The following is an 18,332-nucleotide window of genomic DNA, read 5'->3' as shown; positions in this document are numbered from 1 at the left end:
CCTTCCGGAGCCCCGGGTAGGGTCGCCGACTGTGTCCGTCTCCGTGCTCTCCCGAACCCGCGCCCGGCCGTGGCCCCTGGCCACCGCCGCGGCGGTCTGTCTGCTCTCGTTCGCGGCCTTCTGGGTGGCGCAACGCCTGGCCCACGTGAACATGCTCGACGTGATGGTCTACCGGGCCGAGGGCGAGACGGTCCGGGCCGGCGGGGACCTGTACGCGATGCGCGCGACCTCGGCGAACCTCGGCATGACCTACCCGCCCTTCGCGGCTCTGCTGTTCGTCCCGCTGACGCTGGTCGACGTCCCGCTGATGCGGACGCTCACCACGGCGGGGAACCTGCTCCTGGTGGTCGCCCTGGTACAGCTGTCGCTCCAGCTGATCCGCCCCTCCCTGTCCCGGACCGACCTGTGGCGCACGACGCTGTGGGTCGCCGCCGTCGTGGTCTGGTGCGAGCCGGTGTGGACGACCCTGCGGTACGGCCAGATCAACCTGCTCATAGCGGTGGCGGTGCTCTGGGACCTCACCCGCCGCGAGAGCAGCCGCTGGGCCGGACTGGGCATCGGTCTGGCGACCGCGGTGAAGCTCACACCGGGGCTCTTCGTGGTCCTGCTGCTCGCCGCGGGTCTGCTCCTTTGTCACCGGGACCGGGGCATGAACCAGTGGCTGCGCACCGCGCTGACGGCGACCGGGGTGTTCCTCGGGACGACGCTGGCGGTGGCGCTCGCCCTGCCCGCGGACTCGAAGCGGTTCTGGACGCAGACCCTGTTCGAGACCGGCCGGGTCGGCTTCGCCGAGGAGACCGCCAACCAGTCGATCCGCGGGGTCCTGGCCCGGCTGCTGCACACGGACGACCCCGGCATGTGGTGGGCGGTGACCGCGGCCGTCCTGGGCGGCGCGGCGATGGTGCTCGCGGTGCGGGCGGCGGTCCGCGGCGACAAGGCCGTGGCCGTGGTCGTCTGCGCGTTCACGGCGCTGATGATCAGCCCGATCTCCTGGTCCCACCACTGGGTCTGGTGCGTGCCCCTGCTGATCCTGCTCGCGGACCGCGCCACGCGCGCGTGGCCGGTGACGGGGGCGGTGGCCCTGGCCTTCGCCTCGTTCGCGCTGTGGTGGGTCCCGCACGACCCGGGCCGCCCCGAACTGGACCAGAACGCCGGGCAGATGCTGCTGTCGGCGATCTATCCGCTGACGGCGACCGCGCTGTTCGTCGGGTACGCGCTGACGCTGCGGCGTCAGGCCGTGGCGAAGGAGTAGAACCGCTTGAGGGTGCAGTGCTCGTCGAGGAGCCGGCCGTAGATCGGCTCCCCCTCCAGCTCGCGGTAGGTCTCGATGGGGTCGCCTTTTATGATCAGCGCCCGCGCACACTCCTCGCACCAGTACTGGAACCCCGGATTGACGGGGTCCATGTCGCGCACGATGGGCGTGCCGCTGCCGCACCAGTCGCACTTCCGCCTGTGTGCACCCATCAATCAGCTCCAGCTGTGGCCGCAGGCCGTGCACCCATAGGACACCCTGCCGTTGTCGCCGAGCACTTGGGTCACCCTCCCGTCCGGATCCTCGTCCCCCTCCGGCCGTCCGATTCTGCCATGGCCCCGCAAGAGGGTCAGCGTGATCGTCGCGGCAGTCCCGCCGCGGCGCCCACGACGGAGGCGGCGGCCAGGGCCAGGGCGGTCGCCCACAGCGCGTCGGCGGAGTCCTGGGCTCCGGAACCCGCGTACCGGCCGAGGAAGAGGGTGCCGAACGTGGCGACGCCGACGATCTGGCCGAGCTGCGTGACCGTGGCGAGCAGTCCGCTGGCGTCGGCCGCGTCCTCGGGCCGTACGGTGGCCAGGGCCCCGGTCAGGGCCGGGCTGAAGGCCAGCGAGATCCCCGCGCCGAACGCGCCCAGCGCCGGGTAGAGAGCCCAGCCGCCGGTGCCACCGTCCCCGAGCAGCGCTCCGAGGGCGAGGACCGCCACGGCCGCGAGCAGGAATCCGGCCGGGACCAGGCCGCGGTGCAGCCGGGCCGGCCAGCGCCTCCAGGTCAGGCCGACGACCCCGAAGACGAGGGCGGCGGGCCCGAAGGTGAGTCCGGCGCGCAGGGCGCTGTGGCCGAGCCCGCCCTGCAGATGCAGGGTGAGGGTGAACAGGAAGCCGGCGTTGACGCCCATCGCCGCCGAGATCCACAGGACGGCCCGCCCCATCCCCGGAATGCGCAGCACGCGCGGGGCGATCAGCGGTGCGCCGCCGCGCCGGGCGAGCCGGGACTCGTACATGCCGAACACGACGGCGATCACCAGCGAACCGCCGAGGGAGAGCCAGGACCAGAGCGGCCAGTCCTGCTCCTGCCCGAGCACCAGGGGGACGGTCAGCAGGGACACGGCCGCGCCGAGCAGCAGCAGACCCGGCAGGTCGAGGGCACGCGCACGCGTGGACCCGGCGTGGACCTCACGGGGCAGCACCCGGGCGCCGAGGGCGAGCAGGGCGATCCCGATGGGCACGTTGACCAGGAAGACCGGCCGCCAGCCGGTGCCGAAGAGGTCGGCGCTCACCAGGACGCCGCCGGCCACCTGCCCGGCGGCCGCGCCGGTGGCCAGGACCGCGGAGTAGGCGCTGAGGGCCCGGACCCGGCGCTCGCCCGTGAAGTTGCGCTGGATGAGGCTCAGCACCTGAGGGATCATCAGGGCGGAACCCGCGCCCTGCACCAGCCGGAAGGCGATCAACTGGCCGGATCCCGTGGCCAGTCCGCAGGCGAGGGAGGCCGCGGTGAACAGGGCGAGGCCGCCGAGGTACGCCCGGCGGTGGCCGAACAGGTCGCCCAGGCGGGCCCCGGTGATCAGCAACACCGCGTAGGAGATGGTGTATCCGGCGATGACGAGCTGGAGCGCGCCTCCGGACGCGGAAAGTTCGGCCCTGATGGTGGGGGCGGCGACGTTGACGATGAAGACGTCGAGGAGTGCCATGAACTGGGCGGCGAGCACCACGCCGAGCAGCAGTCCCGGGCGGTTGTCGGTGGCACCGTCTTTACTGAGTGCGGGACGTGTTGTGGTCGAGGTCATGCGTCGAGCGTGACCGCGATCGGATACGGGTAACGAGAGCCCGCCGATGCTGGTACTGACACCACCTGGCAGCGGCGGCGCGGGGACTCGACCATGGGGGTGTGACGATTGTGGCAGCACTGCCGGCGCAGCGACGACGACGACCGGAACTGGCCGCGTTCCTGCGCAGCCGCCGGGCCAGGGTGACCCCGGAGGACGTGGGCATGCCGCCGGGACTCCGCCGGCGCACACCGGGGCTGCGCCGCGAGGAGGTCGCCCAGCTCTCGGGCGTCGGCGTCACCTGGTACACCTGGCTGGAGCAGGGCCGGCCGATCAACGCCTCCGCGCAGGTCCTCGACGCCGTGGCCCGCACCCTCCGGCTCGACCGGCCGGAGCGCGAGCACCTCTACCACCTCGCCGAAGTGCCCTACGCGCCGGACCGGTCCGCCGCGGACGCCCTGGTGGTCAGCCCGGAGATCCAGGGGATCCTCGACGCCCTCGACCCGCTCCCGGCGGTGCTGTACAACGCGCGGTACGACGTGCTCGCGACCAACGCCCTGTACGAGCGACTCCTGATGCAGGACGGACCGGGCCTGGACACCGGCCCGTTCGGCATACGCAACGTGCTCTGGGCGCTCTTCAGCGTCCCCGGGCCCAAGTGCCCGGTGGTCGACCGGAAGCGGGAGCTGCCGCTCATGGTGGCCCAGCTGCGGGGCGCGTACGGCCGTCATGTGGGCGAGCCCGAGTGGGAGGAGTTCGTACGGCGTCTCGCCGAGACCAGCCCGGAGTTCGCCCGGCTCTGGAGCAGCGGTGACGTGGTGCCCCCGGGGACGAGGGTGAAGACCTTCCGGCACGAGCTGGTGGGCGAGGTGCGGCTGACCTCGGTCTCCCTCTCGGTCAACGGGATGCCGGAGTGCCGGATCGTGACGTACACGCCGACCGACGAGGAGAGCCGCCGGGGGATCGAGCTCCTGCGCGGGGCGAAGAGGTGACGGAACGACGAATCCCGCCCCCTGATGGGGACGGGATTCGGTGACTGTGGAGCTAAGGAGAATTGAACTCCTGACCTCCTGCATGCCATGCAGGCGCTCTACCAACTGAGCTATAGCCCCTCGTGTTCTTCGCGCTCCGCGCTGCGAACAAGAAGAACTTTAGCCTGTGACCTGCCGGAAAGTGAAATCCTGGTCCGGCAGGCCGGTCGTGGGGCTCAGTCGTCGTCGCCGAGGACCGGCTCGGGCAGCGTGCCCGCGTTGTGCTCCATCAGACGCCAGCCGCGGGCGCCCTCGCCGAGCACCGACCAGCAGCAGTTGGAGAGCCCGCCCAGGCTCTCCCAGTGCCGGGCCTCCAGGCCCAGGAGCCGGCCGATGGTGGTGCGGATGGTGCCGCCGTGGCTGACCACGACGAGCGTGCCGTCCTCGGGCAGCTTGTCGGCGTGCTCCAGGACCACCGGGGCGGCCCGGTCGGCCACCTCGGTCTCGAGCTCGCCGCCGCCCCGGCGCACGGGCTCCCCGCGCTTCCAGGCGGCGTACTGCTCGCCGTACCGCGCCACGATCTCGTCGTGGGTCAGTCCCTGCCACTCCCCCGCGTACGTCTCGCGCAGGGCGGAGTCGTGCGCGACGGCGTGGCCGGTGAGCGCGGCCAGCTCGGCGGCGGTGGCCGCCGCCCGCTTCAGGTCGGAGGCCACGATGGCGTCCGGCCCCAGCGCGGCGAGCAGCCGTGCGGCCCGGCGCGCCTGGGCGACACCGGCCTCCGTCAGCTCGATGTCGGTCGAGCCCTGGAAACGGCGCTCCAGGTTCCAGGAGGTCTGGCCGTGACGCCAGAGGACGATGCGGCGGCCGCTGCCGCCCTTGGTGGCGCTCAGCTCAGCTCACCGTCCGGTCCTTCGGGGAGACCGGAGCCGGCCTCGATGTCGGCGCCGATCAGAGCGGCGTGCTCGGCGGCCTTGCCGCGGGTCTTCAGAGCGTCCTCGGGCAGGTCGAGCTCGGGGCAGTCCTTCCACAGCCGCTCCAGGGCGTAGAAGACCCGCTCCTCGCTGTGCTGGACGTGGACGACGATGTCGACGTAGTCCAGCAGGATCCAGCGCGCGTCGCGGTCGCCCTCACGGCGGACCGGCTTGGCGCCGAGCTCCTTCTGCAGCCGCTCCTCGATCTCGTCGACGATCGACTTGACCTGGCGGTCGTTGGGTGCGGAGGCGAGCAGGAAGGCGTCGGTGATCGACAGCACGTCGCTGACGTCGTACGCGATGATGTCGTGCGCGAGCCGGTCGGCGGCCGCCTGTGCGGCGGTCTTGACGAGCTCGATGGAACGGTCCGTGGCGGTCACAAGCAGGCTTTCGTCGGCGGTCCAGTACCCCTCCAGGGTCTCACGGACCGCCGACGGGCCCGTCGGCGTTTTCCGGGGCGCCCCTTACCGGGCCCCCGGGGCCTTGTAGTCCCGGCCCAGGATCACGGTGACAGCGATCGTTCCGGAGGGCTTGCCCTTCTCGACCGAGCCGGCGGGCAGCCCCAGCGTCTTGGCCACCTCGGCCGCCGTCGCCTTCTGGCTGTCGTCGCCGTACAGGACCTGCGATTCCTCCCGGGCCGGCGCGTCGGCGCCGCCCACGAAGGCGTAGCCGCCGTTGATCAGGGCGACCCTGGCCGCCTCGGCCGCCTTCTTGCCGGAACCGTCCCGCACCGAGACCCGGGGCACCTCGCCCGCCTCGGGAGCGGTGACCTTGCCGCCCAGGATGTCCTTCACCACGCTGTCGCTCGCGCCCTCGGTCAGCGCTCCGTCCTCTCCCACCGGGAGCAGGGCCGTCTTGTAGTCGCCGAGCTTGGCGTGCTCGGCGAGCTTGGCCAGGGAGGCGCCGAGGTCCTTCTCGGGGAGAGAGGGGTCGAGGATCTGCTGGAGGGTCTCGATGGTGACCGTGGCCGCCCCGGGGTCGCTGGAGAACTTGCGCAGCACCCCGTACATGACCTGGCCGAAGCGCTGGAGCTGCTTGGCCTCGGCCTCGCCGGGCGCCCGGTAGGTGGCGTAGGCGACGGCGGCGCGGCCGTTCAGGGTCTGCTTCTCGCCGTGCTTGACCAGCGGCCCGGCGCCCTTCTTGGTGTCGGGGACGTCGGTGTCGGTGTCGATCTCGATGCTGCTGACGGACTCGACGAGGTTCTCCAGGTACGGGGTGTCCAGCCGCCAGGTGCCGGTGATCTTCGCCCCGAGCAGGTTGCCGATCGCCTCCCGCGTGCCGCTGGAGCCGTCGTCCTCGACGGACTTCCCGAGGGTGGTCCCCGAGCCCTCGGCGTCGGCGACGACGACGGAGTTGGGGAGGAGGACCGTGGCGCCCTGGCGGGTGGTCGTGTTGTCCACGAGCAGGGCGGTGGAGGTGTTGCCGTTCTTGAGGTCGTGGAGGTGGACGACGATCGTGTCGCGCTGCTGCGGGCCGGTCGCCGTGTTCCCGCCCTTCTGCTCCGGGTCGGACGAGCCGGGGAGCAGCCCGGCGGACCAGAGGTAGCCGAGGCCGCCGACGGCGGCGAGCACGAGGACGACGACGAGCGCGACGATGCGGTTGCGTCCGCGCCGCCTGGCCTCCTCGCGCCGCTCGGAGCGGCTCTCGGTGAACTTGAGCCAGTCGATGACGTCCTCGGAGTCCTCGTCGGGCTCCTCGATGAACGAGAACTGCTCGGTGCGGTACGCGCGGTCGTCCTCGTCCCGCCGGGGCGCCGCGGACCGCTCGGAGGCGGGGCGCTGGCCGGGGACGCCGGCCGGCGCGGCGACCGGGGCCGCGGGGGCCGCCGGCGCGGCCTGGACGGGCGCCTGTACGGGGGCGGGAGCGGGTGCCGGGGCGGGCTCGGCCTGGGGGGCCCACTGCTGCCCGGTGTCGTAGGACGGGTAGGCGTAGCCCTGCTGCCCGTAGGGGTCGTACTGCGGGGGCCGGCCCTGCTCCTGGGCGGGCTGCTGCTGCCCCTGCTGGGTGTACGGGTCGTAGCCGTACGCCTGCTGCTGCGGCTGCTGCTGCTGGCCATACGGGTCGTAGTGCTGTGCGGGCGCCTGCTGCTGTGCCTGCGGCTGCTGGTACACCGGCTGCCCGTACGCGTCGTAGCCGATGATCTGCGGCTGCGGATAGTACGGGTCGTACGGGTGCTGCTGATCGTTCACCGGTGGCCCTCCCCGAAGCTCACTCGCCGCGGTACAACTGGCGCTTGTCGATGTAGCGCACCACGCCGTCCGGGACCAGGTACCAGACGGGATCGCCCTGCGCGACCCTCGCCCTGCAGTCGGTGGAGGAGATGGCGAGCGCGGGGATCTCGACGAGCGAGACGCCGCCCTTGGGCAGTCCGTCGTCGGTGAGGTCGTGGCCCGGCCGGGTGACGCCGATGAAGTGGGCGAGCGAGAAGAGCTCCTCGGCGTCGCGCCAGGTGAGGATCTGCGACAGCGCGTCGGCCCCGGTGATGAAGAACAGGTCCGAGTCGCTGTTGAGAGACCGCAGGTCCCGCAGGGTGTCGATGGTGTACGTCGCGCCGCCGCGGTCGATGTCGATGCGGCTCACGGAGAACTGTGGGTTGGACGCCGTGGCGATGACCGTCATCAGGTAGCGGTCCTCGGCCGACGAGACGACCTTGTGGCTCTTCTGCCACGGCTCTCCGGTCGGTACGAACACCACCTCGTCCAGGTGGAACAGGGCGGCGACCTCGCTGGCCGCCACCAGGTGTCCGTGGTGGATCGGGTCGAAGGTTCCGCCCATCACCCCGAGTCGGCGCTTGCCGCGCCCGCCAGTAGGCACTTCCTGCTCTCCCATGCGTGCAGAGCCTACTGGCACGGCAGCGGACGCCGGATCAGCGGTCCGACGGTTCAGCGGTCGCGGTTGAAGCGGGTGGTGATCCACAGCAGCAGAAGCAGGGCGCCGAAGGCACCGAAGCCGGTGAGGTAGGGGCTGAGGCTTTCGTGGTTGCCGCCGTGCTCGGCGCCCTCGGCGAGGGTGACCAGGTGGGCGGCGGTGCTGTGGAGGCTCATCTTCGACAGACCTATCGATCGGGGATGGGAGCGGAGACTTCGCGCACATCGTATGCGGGCGGTCGCGGCGTGCTCACGCCGACTCAGGCGTTGGCGTCGCGCTCCGCGTTGGCATCGCGCTCCGCGCCGGTGTCCGTGCCGCCGCCGGTGTCGTCGCTGCGGTATCCGCGCAGCAGGAACCAGGCGAGCAGGGCGCCGCCCACGATCGAGACGAGCAGCAGGATCCGGAGCGTGTCGCCCGGCCCCTGCTGTGCGGCGGCCGCGAGCAGTGCGTTCGCGGCGTCGGCGGTGTCCGGCATGTCGGTCGTGCCCTTCGGTCGTCCTCGGCGCCCCAGTTATCCACAGGCCCCCGCCACACGGTAGCTCCAGCGCCTACGCTGGGCTCAGTCAGGGGGACGAGCACCGACTCGTACGAACAGGGGGCATCCATGACCGAGAACGACCAGGGGAACGTGCCGAGCAGGCAGCGGAAGCGGTTCCCCGGCATCTCCTCGCGGGCCTACGAGCATCCGGCCGACCGCTCGGCCCTCGTGGCCCTGCGGAAGCTCAGCGGCTTCGACACGGCCTTCAAGGCGCTCAGCGGACTGCTGCCCGAGCGCAGCCTGCGGCTCCTCTACCTCTCGGACTCCGTCCGGGTGAGCGACGCGCAGTTCATCCACCTCAACGACATGCTGCGGGACGCCTGTTACATCCTGGACCTGGAGAAGGTCCCGCCGATGTACGTCGTCCAGGACCCGAAGCCCAACGCCATGTGCATCGGCCTGGACGAGCCGATCATCGTGGTCACCACCGGCCTGGTGGAGCTCCTCGACGAGGAGGAGATGCGGGCGGTCGTCGGCCACGAGGTCGGGCACGCGCTCTCCGGACACGCCGTGTACCGCACGGTGCTGCTGTTCCTCACCAGCCTCGCGCTCAAGATCGCGTGGATCCCGCTGGGTACGGTCGCGATCACGGCCATCGTGACCGCGCTGCGCGAGTGGTTCCGCAAGTCGGAGCTCTCCGCCGACCGGGCCGGCCTCCTCGTCGGCCAGGACGTGCGGGCCTCGATGCGCGGTCTGATGAAGATCGCCGGCGGCAACCACCTGCACGAGATGAACGTGGACGCGTTCCTCGCCCAGGCCGACGAGTACGAGAAGTCCGGGGACCTGCGGGACTCGGTCCTGAAGATCCTCAACGTGCTGCCGCGCTCGCACCCCTTCACCACCGTCCGCGCGGCGGAGCTGAAGAAGTGGTCGGAGAGCCGCGACTTCCAGCGGATCATGGACGGGCACTACCCGAAGCGCTCGGAGGACAAGGACACCTCGGTCACGGACTCCTTCCGCGAGTCGGCCGGGCACTACGCCGACACGGTGCGGACCAGCAAGGATCCCCTGCTGAAGCTGGTCGGGGACATAGCCGGCGGCGCCGGTGACCTGGCGGGCGACCTGGGCGGGCGGCTCCGCAACCGGTTCGGCGGCGGCCAGGGCGGCCAGAAAACGGACGGCGGCGGGAAGACGGACGGCGGTCCGGCCGGGGACGGCAAGGGCGCCGACGGCGAGGCCGGGAAGCCGGCCGGTGACGGGACCGGGGACGGTCAGAGCGAGGGCTGAGCGCTCGGCGCCAGCGCACCGCACAGCGCGGGGGCGGCGGGCCGGGCGGTGGCGTACGGGTCGGTGACCGCCGGGCCGCCGCCCGCGTCCGAGGCCCGCGTGCCCGCCAGGAGCGGCTTCAGGGAGCCCGTGGTGTCGCCGCACGCCTGCGGCCCGGCCTCCACGGTGCTGGTCAGCAGCTCGGCACGGTGCATGCGCAGGTCCTCGCGGTCGAAGCGGAAGTGCACCACGCGGTGGACCGTGAAGAGGGACGCCGCGGCGACCGGACCCGCGCCGTGGGCGGCCGGGCGGAGAGCGTAGGTGTACGTGTGGTCCGCGGTGACGTCCAGGGTGTCGGGGCCGGTCTCCTCGAAGCGGAGGGTGCCCTGCACCCGGGCGGCGGGCTCCGCGAGGGCCACCTGCCGGGGGTCGAAGCGGACGAGCCAGGCCGCGAGGGCGTGCCGGCCGTCGTCGGCGGGGGACTCGACGCTCCGGTCGAACTGTTCCAGCAGGTCCGGGTCGAGCAGCAGGCGCGCGGGCCGGACGGTGGCCCCGGAGAGGACGCCCGGCTCCAGGGCGGAGGCCACCAGGTACTCCTTGGCGATGCTCAGGCCGGTGACGACCTGGCTCTCGGCGAAGTGGGAGGTGCGCCCCGCGATAGGCAGGTTGATGCCGGCGGCCCCGGTGCGGTACTCGGCGGCCGGGCTGTGGGCGAAGAGCTGGGTGGGTGTGCCGCCCGGGACGGGGCCCTGGGGGGCGAGCGGGACGACGGTGGTCCGCAGGGGCTCGGCCCGCTGGTCGACGGGGGGCTGGTACGGGTTGCGCACGCCGAGATAGATGGCGGTGCCGAAGGCGAGGAGGATCAGCAGCACGAGCAGGACCGCCTGACGGGAGCCGCTCCGGCTCTCCCAGGAGGAGCGGCTGCGGACGGCCTGGGCGTGCTCGCCCATCCGCTCCCGAGCCGAGAACTCCTGGAGGTGGGCAGCACGGATGAACGCCTCGTCGAAGACGACGGATCGGTATTCGTCCTCACCACCGCCGGGGAACCCCTCGGGTGTCCCCTCAGGCGGGTCGCCACGCCCTGCCATACCTTCAGGGTAGGTCTGTTGGGGCTTCGGTAAACGCCGGGAGACAAGTTCGGGGGAATTCGGCCGTCAGGGTGTGCCGCGCACGGCCCGCAACGCCTGGCGGGGTGATGCCGACCGGGCCGCGGGGGCGTGAGCGGGGGCCGGGGCGGGAGCCTGGGCGGCCGGCGGGGCGGGGTTCGGGCTGGGTGTGTCGACGCCGGTGGTGGCCGGCGGCGGGACCTGGTCCTCGCGGTTGGCGGCCGCGCCGCGGTAGACGGCGCTGAAGGCGAGGGCGACCATCCCGATGCCCATGACGAGGGCGAGGATCCAGGCGACGGGCCGGAGCCAGCGGGCGCGGCCCCGGTAGGGGCGCAGGGCGCCGCCGTGGCGGCCGTAGGGGCTGGCGTCGTCGCCGATGTCGTCGGGCTCGTAGGTGAGCCCGAGAGGGTCGTGGCCGTCCTCGTAGGGGTCGTCCTCGACGGATCCACCGCCGGCGCGGGCGCGGGCCGCCTCGGCCTCGGCACGGGCCTGGGCGGCGGCAAGAAGCCGCTCGACCGCGGTGGGCTCGTGGATGGTGGCGGCCCTGACGAAGGCCTCGTCGAAGACCACGTCGGCGTGGACCTCGTCGGCGCCTCCGCGGTCGACAGAGTCCTCGGGGTCCCCGCCGTCCTGGAACGGCCTGCCCCCCACGTCGTCCGGCACGGATTCAGAGTAGACCCGGAAGGTGCTTTTGGGCAGGGAGAGTGCGAAGCCTCCCTGCCCGTCCCTCCCCGTACCGATAAGGAGGTGTTACCGCACGTGACCGTCGCCGGTGACGATGTACTTGGTCGAGGTCAGCTCGGGAAGGCCCATGGGGCCCCGGGCGTGGAGCTTCTGGGTGGAGATGCCGATCTCGGCGCCGAAGCCGAACTGGCCGCCGTCCGTGAACCGGGTGGAGGCGTTCACGGCGACCGTGGTGGAGTCGACCAGCTGGGTGAAGCGGCGGGCCGCGGCCTGCGAGGTGGTGACGATCGCCTCGGTGTGGCCGGAGGACCACATCCGGATGTGCTCGACGGCCTTGTCGAGGGAGTCGACGACGGCGGCCGCGATGTCGTACGAGAGGTACTCGGTCTCCCAGTCCTCGGGGGTGGCCGGGACGACGGTGGCCTTGGAGCCCTCGGCGAGGGCGAGGACCCGCTCGTCGGCGTGGACGGTGACGCCGGCCTCGGCGAGGGCGGCGAGGGCCTTGGGCAGGAAGGCCTCGGCGACGTCCTGGTGGACGAGGAGGGTCTCGGCGGAGTTGCAGACGCTGACCCGCTGGGCCTTGGAGTTGATCAGGATGTCGACGGCCATGTCGAGGTCGGTCTGGGCGTCGACGTAGACGTGGCAGTTGCCGGTGCCGGTCTCGATGACCGGGACGGTGGACTCCTCGACGACGGTCTTGATCAGGGAGGCGCCGCCGCGCGGGATGAGCACGTCGACGAGGCCGCGGGCGCGCATCAGCTCGCGGACCGACTCGCGGGACTCGCCGGGGACGAGCTGGATCGCGTCGGCGGGCAGTCCGGCGCCGCCGACCGCGTCGCGCAGGACGGTCACCAGGGCGGTGTTGGAGGCGTACGCGGAGGAGGAGCCGCGGAGCAGGACGGCGTTGCCGGACTTGAGGCAGAGGGCGGCGGCGTCGACGGTGACGTTGGGGCGGGCTTCGTAGATGATGCCGACGACGCCGAGGGGGACGCGGACCTGGCGCAGGTCGATGCCGTTGGGGAGGGTCGAGCCGCGGACGACCTCGCCGACGGGGTCGGGCAGCGCGGCGACGTCGCGGACGTCGGCGGCGATGGCCCGGACGCGCTCCGGGGTGAGGGTCAGACGGTCGATGATGGCCTCGCTGGTCCCGGCTTCGCGGGCCTTGGCGATGTCCACGGCGTTGGCTTCGACGATCTCGGCCGTGCGGACTTCGAGGGCGTCCGCGATCGCGAGGAGCGCGTCGTCCTTGGCCGCGCGCGGGAGTGGCGCGATTTCGGCGGCGGCGCCACGGGCCCGGTAGGCGGCCCGGGTGACCGGGGAGAGGTTGTCGAGGGGCGTGAGCGAGGTCATGCCCGCAGGGTACTGGCACCCCTGCGGACATCCCTCACGTATCCCGCACTCCGAGACGTACCCGTACGCGGGGACGCGGCCCGTACGCGGGGACGCGGCCCATACGCGGGGACGCGGCCCATACGCGGGGACGCGGCCCATACGCGGGGACGCGGCCCATACGCGGGGACGCGGCCCATACGCGGGGACGCAGCTCGTACGCGGAGACGCGGCCCGTATCCCGGGGGATGCGGCCCGTATCCCCCGGGACGCACCCCGTACGCAGGGACGCACCCCGTACGCGGAGACGCACCCCGCCGCCGGGAGGAGCCCCCACGGAGACCCGCCCGTCAGTAGGGGTGGACGCCGACCGGGGCGGCGGGTGGCGGGCCGTAGCCCTCCGCGATCCGCTGGTGGTAGGTCTCGCGGTCGATGACCTCCAGGCCCACGATCTCCCAGGGCGGCAGCTTGGCGGTCTGCCGGTGCTCGCCCCACAGCCGCAGGGCGACGGCCGCCGCGTCGTGCAGGTCGCGGGCCTCTTCCCAGTACCGGATCTCGGCGTGGTCGTTGGCATAGCGGCTGGTCAGCAGGAAGGGGTGGTCATGGGCCAGCTGTTCGAGCCCGCGCCGCACCTCCTTCAGCGGTGACTCCACGCCCGACACACTGAGGGTGATGTGCCAGAGCTTGGACACCGGCCGTTCCTCACGTGTCTCGGTGGTGGTCTCGGTCTTCCTGTCCGTGGACCTGTGCCGTGCCTCGTCGAAGTCGGCTCCGGCCTCGACACTGGTCAGGGCGCGTTCGGCAGTCCCGCGGGGCGGTGCCCCTGGGCGCGCTCGTCTCACCGGCGGCCTCCTGTGTGATGCGTGTGGTGCTGTACCCCGCCTTGTCTTACCCCCGAGACAAAGTTGACCAGCCCGAGGCGGCACATGGGGCGGTTTTGGTAAACGTCCCTTCCGGATGGCCAGACTTTCAGCCGTTTCGGCGTCGGCCGAATCAGCGGATGACGACCAGGTCGTCGCGGTGGACGACCTCGCGCTCGTACTCGGGTCCGAGGTCCTTGGCGAGCTCGTGGGTGGAGCGGCCGAGCATCCGGGGCAGCTCCTTGGCGTCGAAGTTGACGAGGCCGCGGGCGACGGCCCGCCCGGCGGCGTCGCGCAGCTCGACGGGGTCGCCGGCCACGAAGTCGCCCTCGACGGCCGCGACCCCGGCTGCGAGCAGGGACTTCTTGCCCTCGACGACGGCTCGTACGGCTCCGTCGTCGAGGCTGAGGTGGCCCTGCGGGGTGGAGGCGTGGGCGAGCCAGAGCAGCCGGTCGGCGGAGCGGCGGCCGGTGCGGTGGAAGTACGTGCCGGTGTCCCGGCCGGCGAGGGCGTCGGCGGCGCGGCTCGCGGAGGTGAGGACCACGGGGATGCCGGCGGCGGCGGCGATCCGGGCGGCCTCGACCTTGGTGACCATGCCGCCGGTGCCGACGCCCGCCTTGCCGGCGGAGCCGATCTCGACGTGGGCGATGTCCTCGGGGCCGGTGACCTCGGCGATCCTCGACGTGCCGGGCTTGGACGGGTCTCCGTCGTACAGCCCGTCGACGTCGGAGAGCAGCACGAGCAGGTCGGCGCGGACGAGGTGGGCGACGAGGGCGGCGAGCCGGTCGTTGTCGCCGAAGCGGATCTCGTCCGTGGCGACGGTGTCGTTCTCGTTGACGACGGGCAGCGCGCCCATGGCGAGGAGCTGGTCCAGGGTGCGGTACGCGTTGCGGTAGTGGGCGCGCCGGCTGGTGTCGTCGGTGGTGAGGAGGACCTGGCCGACACGGACGCCGTAGCGGGCGAAGGAGGCGGTGTAGCGGGCGACGAGGAGGCCCTGGCCGACGCTGGCGGCGGCCTGCTGGCGGGCGAGGTCCTTGGGGCGGCGGGTGAGGCCGAGCGGTGCGAGTCCCGCGGCGATGGCGCCGGAGGAGACGAGGACGATCTCCTTCTCGCCGCCGCTGCGGACCTTGGAGAGGACGTCGACGAGGGCGTCGACGCGGTCGGCGTCGAGGCCGCCGGAGGCGGTGGTGAGCGAGGAGGAGCCGACCTTGACGACGATCCTGCGGGCCTCCGTCACGTACTGCCTTGCCACGTCCGTCTGTCCCGTCACCTGCGTCGCCACCTGCGTCGTCCTCACTCGGCTGTCCCACGCGCCGCGCGCTCCCCGCCGCGGCTGCCAGGCAATCTACGCGAGCCGGGAGGGCTGCCGCTCGTCCGTTTCGCTCCCTGGACCCGGCGCGGCGGGCCGGCCGGTGGAGCGGGGCACCAGGATCCGCTGGGAGATCAGGTAGGTGAACGGGATGGCGACGACGGCCGCGACGAGTGGCGCGATTCTGTCGTCCATTCCGGCCCAGGTGACGAGGGCGTAGAGACCGACGCTCTGCACCAGGTAGTTGGTGACGTTGGTGAGCGGGAAGAGGGCGAACTTCTTCCACGTCGGCCGGGTGCGGTAGGTGAAGTAGGTGTTGAGGAAGAAGGAGCCGATCATGCTGAGGAGGAAGGCGAGGGAGTACGCGGCGAAGTACGGCATCCACGGGTGCAGGAGGAGATAACAGCCGAAGAAGGTCGCGGTGTTGACGCCGCCGACCAGGGCGAAGCGGAAGATCTCGGCAAGCCGCGCCCGCCGTGCGCCGGGGGCGCCCCCCGGGCCCATCAGCGCTCCCGCTCGGCGGTCACGACGCGGATCCGTTCGGCGCCGGCCCGCTCGGCGGCCCCGCGGCCGAAGGAGCGGTGGGTCTCCTTCACCAGGAAGTGCGGCCGGCGCTTGGTCTCGTAGTAGATGCGGCCGATGTACTCGCCGATCAGCCCCAGCATCACCATCTGCACTCCCCCGAGCCCCGCGATGATCGCGACCAGCGTGACATAGCCGGGGGCGGTGACGCCCTGGGTGATCGCGGCGACGGTCACCCAGACCGCGTAGAGGGCGGCGAGGCCGGTGAGCATCATGCCGAGCCAGAGGGCGATGCGCAGCGGACGGTTGTTGAAGGAGATCAGCCCGTCCATGCCGTAGTTGAGCAGGGAGCTGAACTTCCACTTCGTCTCGCCGCCCTCGCGCGCGGCGTTCTGGTAGTCGAAGGTGACGGTGTCGAAGCCGATCCAGGAGAAGAGGCCCTTGGAGAAGCGGTTGTACTCGGGCAGCGAGAGCAGTGCGTCGACGGCGGGGCGGGAGAGCAGGCGGAAGTCGCCGACGCCGTCGGTGAGTTCCACGTCGACCCAGCGGTTGACGGCCCGGTAGTACACACGGCTGAGCGCCGTACGGACCTTCTTGTCGCCTTCGCGGGTGCGCCGTGCCATCACCTGGTCGTGGCCCTGGTGGTAGAGGTCGAGCATGCGGCCGAGCAGCTCCGGCGGGTGCTGGAGGTCGGCGTCCATGATGACCACGGCGTCGCCGGTGGACTTGCGCAGGCCGGCGAGCATGGCGGCCTCCTTGCCGAAGTTGCGGCTGAAGGAGGCGTATTGGGTGTGCTGCGGGTGCCGGGCGGCGATCTCGCGCAGTTTGCCCAGCGTTCCGTCGGAGCTTCCGTCGTCGACGTAACAGATCTCGTATCCGACCGGGAGTGCGTCGAGCACCTGTCGCATCCGCGTGTCGAACCGCTCGATGACGTCTTCCTCGTTGAAGCAGGGGACGACGACGGAAAGCCTGGTCATGGAACGGTCACTCCAGAGGGATGGGCGAGAAGACGTCCTGAAGGACTGGAAGGACCGCCACCGGACTCTCCTTCGAGCAGCGCGGCAACGGTACGACCGGGCGATGACTGCCCGGCGTCGTCCGAGTGACCACCCCCGGTCGGCATGTCGTCCATGGAGCAAAGCATGCGGGGCAGATATTGATGTACGTGACTTTTTCACCCATTTGTCACCCATAGGGGCGACACGCCACAGGGGCGACACGCCACGGATCTTGGCCGGCTGGAGCGATGACCGTTGAGCAGGACGACCATCTCGGAGCACGGTGACGCGCTGATGCGGAAGACGGACGGAATGACCGGCACCGAGGAGACGGACGGCACGGCGGACAGGGACGGGCGCCGGGGCGCCCTGCGGCGGCTGCTGCCCTGGATCACGCTCGTCGTCGCCGCCGGCGCCGGAGCGCTGCTCTCGGTCGGCGCCTTCCTCGGCGTCTACGTACGCCCCACCTCGGACGACTGGTGCGCCCTCTGGAAGGCCCGGGACATGGGCCCCCTGGGGATCACCTCGGACTTCTACCGCACCCAGAACGGGCGCGTCACCAACGCCTTCGTCACCGGCCTCCTCTACTCCGACGGCATGCGGGGGCCGAAGCTGCTGCCCGCCTTCCTGATCGTCACGCTCGGCGTGGGGCTGTTCCTCCTCGCCCGGGAGGCGCTGCGCGCCCTGCGCCTGCCGTTCCCGGTGGCGGCCACCGCGACGGCGGTCCTGATGCTCGAAGCGCTGCTGTTCCTCGCGGGGACCCGCTCGTACCAGGTGCTGCTCTGGGCTCCGTCCACCATCTCCCACACCCTCCCGAGCGTCCTCGGCGTCTGGGCGGCCCTCTCGGGGGTGTGGGCGGCCCGCAGCCGCCGGCCCTGGGCCCGGTCCGTCGCCGTCGGCTCGGCGGTCCTGCTGGGCGCGGCGGCCGGCACGCTCAGCGAACCCTTCGTCGCCATGTCCGGGCTGCTCGCGGCGACGGCCGGTGTGCTCTGCCTCCCCCGGCTGCGCCTCAGCCACGACCGCTTCGCCTCGACGTGGTGCGCCGCCTGGTGTCTGGGCCTCGTCATCGGCTCGGTGGTGCTGTTCGTCTCCCCCGGCGCCCGCTGGCGGCGCGCCCAGCAGCCGAAGCGGCCGCTGTCGCTGTCGGAGATCGGGGCGACGATCCACGACTGGGCCCGCATCTGGGAGACGATCGGCACCCAGTGGGCGTACGCGGGCGCTCTCGCCGCCGGAGTGCTCCTCGGCCTGGCGACGGCCCTCCGGGCCCGCCGTTCCGCCTCCTCGCCCGGCGGGCCGGGGGCGCTGCCGCGCGGGGCTCTCCTCACGATCGCCGTCCTCCCCGTGCCCCTGATCGCCCTGGGCAGCCTCGTGACCGCGTACGGCCTGCGTGGTGGTTACGGAGCGGGGGGCTGGACGTACGCGCGCGCGTGGACCAGCTTCCTCGTGCCGTTCCTGATCGCGCTCTGCGGTTACGGGGCCTGGCTCGGCCACCGGATCGGGCGGCGGCTCGGAGCCCGGTCCGCCCTCGCGGCGGTCGCGGCGGGAGTCGCGGGGGTCGTGGCCGTCGCGGGGACGGCCGCACTGGTGGCACCGGCGCGGACGCTGACCACGAGGACGGTGGAGCGCAGCCTCGCCTGGGACCGGCAGGACACGCGGATCCGCGCCGAGGCGGCGGCGGGACGCGCGGACGTGACGTACCGCCCCCTCTTCATCGGCGGCCTCGCGGAACCTTTCTTCACAACCGTGTATCCGCGGGACTGGGTCGCGCAGTGTGCCGCCCGCTACTACGGGGTGGACCGGCTGCGCCGTTCATGACCCATGACACCCCCGGGACTCCTGTGACGCCTGTCACTTGGAGTGGCCGGAAGTAAGCAGCTTTGGGGTAGGTTCTCGCCACATGTGCCGCCGTCCGCACAGCCGCTCCCGAACGAACGCCCATGAGGGCGACCTCTCACG

At 72.0% G+C, this 18,332-nt stretch carries 19 protein-coding genes and 1 tRNA gene; 4 read left to right on the top strand and 16 right to left on the bottom strand.

Annotation, left to right across the window (positions count from 1 at the left end; genetic code table 11):
* The first annotated feature begins 31 nt into the window (after positions 1-31).
* Entirely contained in the window at positions 32-1,252 is a 1,221-nt protein-coding gene (locus tag AC07AW_RS08625) for a glycosyltransferase 87 family protein (protein ID WP_478814713.1), read from the top strand.
* Here the strand turns inward: AC07AW_RS08625 and AC07AW_RS08620 are convergent.
* Entirely contained in the window at positions 1,231-1,464 is a 234-nt protein-coding gene (locus tag AC07AW_RS08620) for a hypothetical protein (protein WP_015033559.1), read from the bottom strand. The genes AC07AW_RS08625 and AC07AW_RS08620 overlap by 22 nt on opposite strands.
* 137 nt (positions 1,465-1,601) lie before the next feature.
* On the bottom strand, positions 1,602-3,035 hold the full coding sequence (locus tag AC07AW_RS08615; protein ID WP_478814712.1) for an MFS transporter: 1,434 nt from the start codon (positions 3,033-3,035) through the stop codon (positions 1,602-1,604).
* Between the two features lie 101 nt (positions 3,036-3,136).
* Here AC07AW_RS08615 and AC07AW_RS08610 point away from each other — a divergent pair, with 101 nt between their 5' ends.
* Positions 3,137-4,006, top strand: a complete 870-nt coding sequence (locus AC07AW_RS08610; RefSeq protein ID WP_478814711.1) for a helix-turn-helix transcriptional regulator — start codon at positions 3,137-3,139, stop codon at positions 4,004-4,006.
* Positions 4,007-4,053: 47 nt separating this feature from the next.
* On the opposite strand, the gene AC07AW_RS08605 is transcribed toward AC07AW_RS08610, so the two are convergent.
* The 7 genes from AC07AW_RS08605 to AC07AW_RS08575 all read right to left on the bottom strand — a co-directional run bounded on the left by AC07AW_RS08605 (position 4,054) and on the right by AC07AW_RS08575 (position 8,299).
* Positions 4,054-4,126, bottom strand: a tRNA-Ala gene (locus tag AC07AW_RS08605).
* A gap of 95 nt (positions 4,127-4,221) precedes the next feature.
* Entirely contained in the window at positions 4,222-4,875 is a 654-nt protein-coding gene (locus AC07AW_RS08600) for a histidine phosphatase family protein (protein ID WP_478815313.1), read from the bottom strand.
* Entirely contained in the window at positions 4,872-5,336 is a 465-nt protein-coding gene (gene rsfS, locus AC07AW_RS08595) for a ribosome silencing factor (protein WP_392153995.1), read from the bottom strand. Before rsfS ends, AC07AW_RS08600 begins: the two co-directional genes overlap by 4 nt.
* Before the next feature lie 84 nt (positions 5,337-5,420).
* Positions 5,421-7,145 (bottom strand): LCP family protein, encoded by a 1,725-nt coding sequence (locus AC07AW_RS08590; RefSeq protein WP_478814710.1) that lies wholly within the window; start codon positions 7,143-7,145, stop codon positions 5,421-5,423.
* 19 nt (positions 7,146-7,164) lie between these two features.
* Positions 7,165-7,785, bottom strand: a complete 621-nt coding sequence (gene nadD / locus AC07AW_RS08585; RefSeq protein ID WP_392153992.1) for a nicotinate-nucleotide adenylyltransferase — start codon at positions 7,783-7,785, stop codon at positions 7,165-7,167.
* A 53-nt stretch (positions 7,786-7,838) separates the two neighbouring features.
* A complete protein-coding gene (locus tag AC07AW_RS08580) occupies positions 7,839-8,000 on the bottom strand; it encodes a hypothetical protein (protein ID WP_185893249.1) in 162 nt (53 codons plus the stop codon).
* Positions 8,001-8,083: 83 nt separating this feature from the next.
* Entirely contained in the window at positions 8,084-8,299 is a 216-nt protein-coding gene (locus tag AC07AW_RS08575) for a hypothetical protein (RefSeq protein ID WP_478815346.1), read from the bottom strand.
* Positions 8,300-8,428: 129 nt separating this feature from the next.
* On the opposite strand from AC07AW_RS08575, the gene AC07AW_RS08570 reads away from it, so the two are divergent.
* Positions 8,429-9,589: a M48 family metallopeptidase gene (locus AC07AW_RS08570; RefSeq protein WP_478814709.1), complete on the top strand. Its 1,161-nt coding sequence runs from the start codon at positions 8,429-8,431 to the stop codon at positions 9,587-9,589.
* Here the strand turns inward: AC07AW_RS08570 and AC07AW_RS08565 are convergent.
* The 7 genes from AC07AW_RS08565 to AC07AW_RS08535 all read right to left on the bottom strand — a co-directional run bounded on the left by AC07AW_RS08565 (position 9,574) and on the right by AC07AW_RS08535 (position 16,355).
* Positions 9,574-10,656, bottom strand: coding sequence for an SCO2583 family membrane protein (locus AC07AW_RS08565; RefSeq protein ID WP_478814708.1), 1,083 nt, complete (start codon positions 10,654-10,656; stop codon positions 9,574-9,576). The genes AC07AW_RS08570 and AC07AW_RS08565 overlap by 16 nt on opposite strands.
* Before the next feature lie 66 nt (positions 10,657-10,722).
* Positions 10,723-11,337 carry an SCO2584 family spore wall biosynthesis protein gene (locus tag AC07AW_RS08560; protein ID WP_478814707.1) on the bottom strand — a complete coding sequence of 205 codons (615 nt, stop codon included), beginning with the start codon at positions 11,335-11,337 and terminating at the stop codon, positions 10,723-10,725.
* Between the two features lie 87 nt (positions 11,338-11,424).
* The gene (locus tag AC07AW_RS08555) at positions 11,425-12,708 is read right to left on the bottom strand and encodes a glutamate-5-semialdehyde dehydrogenase (protein ID WP_478814706.1); all 1,284 of its coding nucleotides are present in this window, start codon (positions 12,706-12,708) and stop codon (positions 11,425-11,427) included.
* Between the two features lie 329 nt (positions 12,709-13,037).
* Complete coding sequence (locus tag AC07AW_RS08550; RefSeq protein ID WP_093876131.1) at positions 13,038-13,529, bottom strand: hypothetical protein; 492 nt, start codon at positions 13,527-13,529, stop codon at positions 13,038-13,040.
* 151 nt (positions 13,530-13,680) lie between these two features.
* The gene (proB, locus tag AC07AW_RS08545) at positions 13,681-14,784 is read right to left on the bottom strand and encodes a glutamate 5-kinase (RefSeq protein ID WP_478815312.1); all 1,104 of its coding nucleotides are present in this window, start codon (positions 14,782-14,784) and stop codon (positions 13,681-13,683) included.
* Positions 14,785-14,892: 108 nt separating this feature from the next.
* Positions 14,893-15,360, bottom strand: a complete 468-nt coding sequence (locus tag AC07AW_RS08540; RefSeq protein ID WP_478814705.1) for a GtrA family protein — start codon at positions 15,358-15,360, stop codon at positions 14,893-14,895.
* A complete protein-coding gene (locus AC07AW_RS08535; protein WP_478814704.1) occupies positions 15,360-16,355 on the bottom strand; it encodes a glycosyltransferase family 2 protein in 996 nt (331 codons plus the stop codon). Before AC07AW_RS08535 ends, AC07AW_RS08540 begins: the two co-directional genes overlap by 1 nt.
* A 276-nt stretch (positions 16,356-16,631) precedes the next feature.
* Here AC07AW_RS08535 and AC07AW_RS08530 point away from each other — a divergent pair, with 276 nt between their 5' ends.
* Entirely contained in the window at positions 16,632-18,191 is a 1,560-nt protein-coding gene (locus tag AC07AW_RS08530) for a DUF6056 family protein (protein ID WP_478814703.1), read from the top strand.
* Positions 18,192-18,332 lie beyond the last annotated feature (141 nt).

Source organism: Streptomyces sp. NPDC044003 (assembly GCF_056435185.1).
Note: the sequence above shows the minus strand (reverse complement) of the source record. Positions and strands in the feature narration are given on the sequence as shown.

Excerpts from the sequence above, each read along its gene's own strand:
- AC07AW_RS08620 (WP_015033559.1), bottom strand. The coding sequence starts at position 1,464 with ATGGGTGCACACAGGCGGAAGTGCGACTGGTGCGGCAGCGGCACGCCC.
- AC07AW_RS08615 (WP_478814712.1), bottom strand. The coding sequence starts at position 3,035 with ATGACCTCGACCACAACACGTCCCGCACTCAGTAAAGACGGTGCCACC.
- nadD (WP_392153992.1), bottom strand. The coding sequence starts at position 7,785 with ATGGGAGAGCAGGAAGTGCCTACTGGCGGGCGCGGCAAGCGCCGACTC.
- AC07AW_RS08580 (WP_185893249.1), bottom strand. The coding sequence starts at position 8,000 with ATGAGCCTCCACAGCACCGCCGCCCACCTGGTCACCCTCGCCGAGGGC.
- AC07AW_RS08575 (WP_478815346.1), bottom strand. The coding sequence starts at position 8,299 with ATGCCGGACACCGCCGACGCCGCGAACGCACTGCTCGCGGCCGCCGCA.
- AC07AW_RS08570 (WP_478814709.1), top strand. The coding sequence starts at position 8,429 with ATGACCGAGAACGACCAGGGGAACGTGCCGAGCAGGCAGCGGAAGCGG.
- AC07AW_RS08565 (WP_478814708.1), bottom strand. The coding sequence starts at position 10,656 with ATGGCAGGGCGTGGCGACCCGCCTGAGGGGACACCCGAGGGGTTCCCC.
- AC07AW_RS08555 (WP_478814706.1), bottom strand. The coding sequence starts at position 12,708 with ATGACCTCGCTCACGCCCCTCGACAACCTCTCCCCGGTCACCCGGGCC.
- AC07AW_RS08540 (WP_478814705.1), bottom strand. The coding sequence starts at position 15,360 with ATGGGCCCGGGGGGCGCCCCCGGCGCACGGCGGGCGCGGCTTGCCGAG.
- AC07AW_RS08535 (WP_478814704.1), bottom strand. The coding sequence starts at position 16,355 with ATGACCAGGCTTTCCGTCGTCGTCCCCTGCTTCAACGAGGAAGACGTC.